The 5,618-nt window shown below is 66.6% G+C and carries 7 protein-coding genes and 1 pseudogene; 3 read left to right on the top strand and 5 right to left on the bottom strand.

The window, feature by feature from the left end:
* Positions 1–320, bottom strand: a pseudogene (locus tag FHD68_RS17515) (hypothetical protein); the annotation flags it as partial.
* Positions 321–324: 4 nt separating this feature from the next.
* The gene (gene greA / locus FHD68_RS17510) at positions 325–795 is read right to left on the bottom strand and encodes a transcription elongation factor GreA (protein WP_046000775.1); all 471 of its coding nucleotides are present in this window, start codon (positions 793–795) and stop codon (positions 325–327) included.
* Between the two features lie 245 nt (positions 796–1,040).
* Between greA and FHD68_RS17505 the strand changes: the two genes are divergently transcribed.
* Positions 1,041–2,696 carry an electron transfer flavoprotein-ubiquinone oxidoreductase gene (locus FHD68_RS17505; RefSeq protein ID WP_046000776.1) on the top strand — a complete coding sequence of 552 codons (1,656 nt, stop codon included), beginning with the start codon at positions 1,041–1,043 and terminating at the stop codon, positions 2,694–2,696.
* A 94-nt stretch (positions 2,697–2,790) separates the two neighbouring features.
* Here FHD68_RS17505 and FHD68_RS19190 read toward each other — a convergent pair whose 3' ends face one another.
* Complete coding sequence (locus FHD68_RS19190; protein WP_164871392.1) at positions 2,791–2,946, bottom strand: hypothetical protein; 156 nt, start codon at positions 2,944–2,946, stop codon at positions 2,791–2,793.
* Between the two features lie 249 nt (positions 2,947–3,195).
* On the opposite strand from FHD68_RS19190, the gene FHD68_RS17500 reads away from it, so the two are divergent.
* Positions 3,196–3,417, top strand: coding sequence for a hypothetical protein (locus FHD68_RS17500; protein WP_127897766.1), 222 nt, complete (start codon positions 3,196–3,198; stop codon positions 3,415–3,417).
* A gap of 182 nt (positions 3,418–3,599) precedes the next feature.
* Positions 3,600–3,806, top strand: a complete 207-nt coding sequence (locus FHD68_RS17495; RefSeq protein ID WP_046000778.1) for a hypothetical protein — start codon at positions 3,600–3,602, stop codon at positions 3,804–3,806.
* 11 nt (positions 3,807–3,817) lie between these two features.
* Here FHD68_RS17495 and FHD68_RS17490 read toward each other — a convergent pair whose 3' ends face one another.
* Together FHD68_RS17490 and FHD68_RS17485 are read right to left on the bottom strand one after the other, a co-directional pair.
* Positions 3,818–4,192, bottom strand: coding sequence for a response regulator (locus tag FHD68_RS17490; protein WP_127897768.1), 375 nt, complete (start codon positions 4,190–4,192; stop codon positions 3,818–3,820).
* Positions 4,193–4,224: 32 nt separating this feature from the next.
* On the bottom strand, positions 4,225–5,618 hold a 1,394-nt coding region (locus FHD68_RS17485; protein ID WP_139086396.1), incomplete at its 5' end, for a sensor histidine kinase.

The following is a 5,618-nucleotide window of genomic DNA, read 5'->3' as shown; positions in this document are numbered from 1 at the left end:
GGGGCGGGCGGCGGCAGGTCGTCCACCGGGGCTGCCTCGCCGCGCAGATGCGTCAGTCGGGCGCGCAGGTCCTCGGCCTCGGCGCGCAGGATGGCCAGCTGGCGGGCCAGCGCCACGCCCAGCCAGATCAGCGCCAGCGGCAGGACCGTCCCCATGATCGAGACGAGGCGCGCCACGCCCGACGGGCCGCCATCGGTGCCCGCGGGCCCAAGCAGCCAGAACAGCGCGACCAGGAACAGCCAGACGCCGGTCAGGGTAAAGCCGACCGTGGTCAGGCGGTCGCGGTTGGCCAGGCTGGCGATGCGTGCAATCAGGGACATGGCGTCATCCGTACCGGATCTCGACGATTTCATAGCTGCGCTGGCCGCCGGGGGTGGTCACCTCGACGCTGTCGCCCTCGTCCTTGCCGATCAGCGCGCGCGCCAGCGGAGAGCGGATGTTCAGCAGCCCGCGCTCGATGTCGGCCTCGGCCTCGCCCACGATCTGATAGTTGCGCTCTTCCTCGGTGTCCTCGTCGATCAGCTTGACGCGGGCGCCGAACTTGATGCTGCCCGACAGTTTCGCGGGGTCGATGACCTCGGCGCGCGACAGCAGGCTCTCCAGCTCCTTGATGCGCCCCTCGACGAAGCCCTGCTTTTCACGGGCGGCGTGGTATTCGGCGTTCTCCGACAGGTCGCCATGTTCGCGCGCTTCGGCAATGGCGCGGATGATGGCGGGACGTTCCTTGGATTTCAGCTGCCCCAGTTCGCGTTCCAGCGCTGCCGCGCCGGTGGGGGTCATCGGTATCTTTTCCATCGCTGCCCTGGTCCTTGTTGGGATGCGTTTGTCCTGCGGGTGCCAAACCAACGCCCCTGCCATTGCGGAATGGCAGGGGCGCGGAAGCTGATCGGGGACATGGTCACCAAAATGACGCTCAATGCAAGCCTGCATGGCCCGAATCGCGCAATCGCACGCGGCCAACCGCCGCGTCACGATTGCCCCCGCCCGCCGGGGTCGCTATCTGTTTGGCAGCCAGATTGCCACGGAGGGGGCCCCAGCACATGACAGACCAGACCGAGATCGTTCGCGAATCGATGGAATACGACGTCGTGATCGTGGGCGCGGGGCCGGCGGGCCTGTCGGCCGCGATCCGGCTGAAGCAGATCGACGCCGAACTGTCCGTCGTGGTCCTGGAAAAGGGCTCGGAGGTGGGCGCCCACATCCTGTCGGGTGCCGTTCTGGACCCCTGCGGGCTGGACCGGCTGATCCCCGACTGGCGCGACAAGGGCGCCCCGGTCACCACCGAGGTGACCGACGACAACTTCTATGTCCTGGGCGAGGCGGGGCAGGTCCGCGTGCCGAACTGGCCGATGCCGCCGCTGATGTCGAACCACGGCAACTACATCGTCAGCATGGGCAATGTCTGCCGCTGGCTGGCCGAACAGGCCGAGGCCCTGGGGGTCGAGATCTTCCCCGGCATGGCCGCCAGCCAGGTGGTCTGGGACGGGGATCGCGTGAAGGGTGTCGTCGCCGGAGAGTTCGGTCGCGAACCCGATGGCAGCATCGGCGACGGATACGAGCCGGGGATGGAACTGCACGGCAAGTACGTCTTCATCGCCGAAGGCGTGCGCGGCAGCCTGGCCAAGCAGATCGACGCGCGGCTGAACCTGTCGGCCCATGGCGATCCGCAGAAGTTCGGCCTGGGCATGAAGGAGATCTGGGAGGTCTCCCCTGACAAGTTCCACAAGGGTCGCGTCGTGCACACGATGGGCTGGCCCCTGGGCAAGAATGCCGGCGGCGGCAGCTTCATTTATCACCTCGAGAACAACCAGGTTCTGGTCGGCTTCGTGGTCCACCTGAACTATGCCAATCCGTACCTGTATCCCTACATGGAGTTCCAGCGCTTCAAGCACCATCCGATGGTCGCGGACCTCTTGGAGGGGGCCAAGCGCATCAGCTATGGCGCCCGTGCCATCACCGAGGGCGGCTGGCAGTCGCTGCCGCAGCTGTCCTTCGACGGCGGCGTGCTGCTGGGCTGTTCGGCGGGCATGGTCAACGTGCCGCGCATCAAGGGCAACCACAACGCGATGATCTCGGGGATCGAGGCCGCCGATGCCGCCGCCGCCGCGATCAAGGCGGGGCGCGAGGGCGACCGGCTGACCGATTACGACGGCGCGGTGCGCGGCGGTGCCATCGGTGCCGACCTGAAGCGCGTGCGCAACGTCAAGCCGATCTGGTCGCGCCTTGGCCTGTCGGCCAGCCTGATGCTGGGTGCGGTGGACATGTGGACCGCCAATCTGACCGGCTGGAACCCCCTGGGCACCTGGAGCCACGGCAAGTCGGACGCCGCCGCCACCGGCAAGGCGCGCGATCACAAGCCGATCGACTATCCGCGCCCGGACGGCAAGCTGTCCTTCGACCGGCTGACCAACGTGGCGTTTTCCTTTACCAACCACGAGGAAAGCCAGCCCTGCCACCTGAAGCTGCGCGACCCGTCAGTACCGATCGCGGTGAACCTTCCGGAATATGCCGAACCCGCGCAGCGCTATTGCCCCGCAGGCGTCTATGAGGTGGTCGAGGATGCTTCGGGCCCGCGCTTCGTCATCAATTTCCAGAACTGCGTCCACTGCAAGACCTGCGACATCAAGGATCCCAGCCAGAACATCGTCTGGACGACCCCGCAGGGCGGAGACGGGCCGAACTATCCCAACATGTGACCGTGGTCCGATAAGGCAGGTCGAGGCGGGTTCCTTGTCCCGACCTGCCGGTGGCTTGCAGCCTTGCGCCCCGTGCCGGGGCGGCTTGGCCCATCTAGCCGCTGCGGCAGGTTCCGGCCCTTGGATCAGGGGCAACCCTCAGGTCGCTGTCACAGGCGATCTTTCGGGCACGGGACCGGGTCTGCGCATCCTCGCAGGTCTGGACCATCTTTTGCAGGATGGCGCAGATCTGGGGGTCGATGATCGTCATGACATGCTCCTCTTCGTCAGAAATGCACGCAAAGCGTGTATTGAACCATACGGTTCGGTCATTTGGCCAGACCAAACTCACCCGGTCGGCAGATTGTCGTAGGCGCGGGCGCCGCGATCGCAGTCCGGGCAGATGGCTGTACAAATAGCCAAGTGCGCAAAATGGACAAACGGGGGTACACACATCGTGTAGTTGTTCGAGGTATCGAGTATGCAAGGTGTTCCGACGGAAACGACGTTTCGGCTGTCCATGTCCGACAAGGACTGGGAGATCATCGACACGGCGCTGACGGCTTATTCCCACAATGCGGTCTATCGCGACCTGCGCGACAAGCTGGACATGCAGGTCGCCATGGTCCGCGCGCTGGACGGTGCGACGCGCAGCGCCAAGGTCGCCGGCCACCGCGACGCACGCGACGACAGGGCGCGGACCCCGGCCGGGCCGCGTCAGGATCGCCGCTCGACCGCATAGGCCGGCGGGGTCGCGATCAATCGAGGCAGGGCCGTCTGCGATGCAGGGCAGGCGGCGTCGGCGCCTGGACGGTGTCTGACCTGGGTACGCTTTGCCTTCGAAATCACTTGATGGCAGGTGGCATTCGGTATCCAACTCTACGGATCAAAGCATCGCGCAGGAGGTGGCAAGTTATGCCCCGTATGACGCTGACGGGAATGCCGGGGCACCACCCGGTCGTTCTCAGTTTCGAGGCCGACACCCGGTTCACCATCGAGAACGGACCCGAGGGGGCGACCATCCTTGGCCTGCATCGGCAGGGGTCCCAGCAGATCGTCCATGTCCGCGAGACGCGCGATCAGATCATCGCGGCCCGCGCGGCAGCGCTGTCGAACGCTCCGTCCCGCTAACACGCAGGGCGTCAGGCCGGATCGCCGGACATCTGGTGCAGGGCGTCGATGATCTGGTCCGTGGGATAAGGCTTTGGAAAGAACCGCGCACCGGGCGGCAGGTCGGCGTCCCTGACGCCCAGGATCCCCGACGCGACGATGATGCGGATGTCGGGCCAAGTGGCGCTGACATGGGCGGCCAGCTTCAGGCCGTTCATCGATCCGGGCATCTCGACATCGGTGAACAGGATGGCGATGTCGGAGGTGCCGTTCAGCGTGGCCAGCGCGGCGTCGGCAGACTTGGCCTCGTAGGTCCGAAAGCCCGCGTCGTGCATCATGTCGACGGCTTCCATCCGGATCAGGATTTCGTCCTCGACGACAAGGACGGCGTTGCGGGGCTGGGACATGATGGTTCTTCCGGGGATGGGGTGGCGGACGCTCAGTCCTGCTGCGTCAGGCCGGTCAGCGGTGATGTCAGTTCGAAACGCAAACCGCCGGGGTCATAATCCAGTTCCGCGATCCCGTCGAAGTATCCCGCAAGGGCCTGTTCGATCATCCGGCTGCCAAAGCCCTGACGGCGGGGCGGGGTGACGGTCGGCCCGCCATGTTCCTGCCAGGACAGGCGAAAGCCGATAGGCTCCGCATGGTCGTCGCGGTCCCACCGGACCTGGACATGGCCCGTCTCGACGGACAGGGCGCCGTATTTCATCGCGTTGGTGGCCAGTTCGTGTAGCGCCATGGTCAGGGCCAGCGCCTGCTTGGACCCCAAGGCCAGGTTCGGCCCCGCGACCCGGAAGCGGTCCGCGCTCATGCGGTGGGGGCCCAGGGCCGCCTCGACCACCTCGGTGATGGCGGTTTCTGTCCAGGTCGCCTTGACCAGGCGGTCATGGGCCCGCGCCATGATGCCGATGCGCGACTGGATGGACATGCGGGCCTGGTCCAGCGTCTCGGCCTGGCGCAGGGTCTGCGAGACGATGGAATGCACCATCGCCATCGAGTTCTTGACCCGGTGGTTCATCTCTCCCAGCATCAGCTGAAGCTGTTCCTCGACCACCTTGATGCGGTTGATGTCCGTGCAGCTGCCGTACCAGCGGGTGATCCGCCCCGTCGCATCGCGGACCGGCTTGGCGCGACCCAAGACCCACCGGTATTCGCCGGACCGGTGCCGCAGGCGATACTCGATCTCGTAGGGCTGGCCGGTCTCCAGGCTTTGACGCCAGCGCGCCCATGTGCGGTCCTGATCGTCGGGATGGAACATCCCGGCCCAGGCCTCGCCGTCGGTCGAGCCTTCGGGCACGCCGGTGAATTCGTACCAACGGTGGTTGTAATAGTCGTGAAAGCCGTCCGGGCGGGTCGACCAGATCATCTGGTCGACGGAATCGGCGATGGCGTGGAACTTGGCCTCGCTGTCGTGCAGCTGCGCCTCGCGGGTCTGCAGCTCGTGCATGCGGTCGCGCGCCTCGTACTGCCGCGCGCGGGCCTTGAGGGCAGAGCGGACCGCGCGCACCAGCTCCTCCGCGTGCAGCGGTCGCGACAGCACCACCCCGTTCTGCAGCGCGTCGATGCGGGCCTTGGCCCGGTCCGATCGATGCCGCGACGTCCCGTTCGCCAGAACGATGAAAGGAACGTCCGACCAGGACGGCTGATCGGCCAGGGCCTGCTGCAGCAGCCCCTCATCCGCGGCGACCAGCGCCTCCTCGGTGACCAGGGCCACGCCGATGGTCACACCGACCAGCCCCGCCAGCGCGGGCAGGTCCCGCGCCTGGACCGACGCGATGCCGACCTTGTCCAGCAGCGCCGCGGCCACGGCGGCGTCGCGGCCCCGCGGCGCCA

The organism is Paracoccus marcusii, assembly GCF_006151785.1.
Taxonomy (GTDB): Bacteria; Pseudomonadota; Alphaproteobacteria; order Rhodobacterales; family Rhodobacteraceae; genus Paracoccus; species Paracoccus marcusii.
This window is presented reverse-complemented; position numbering and strand designations above follow the sequence as displayed.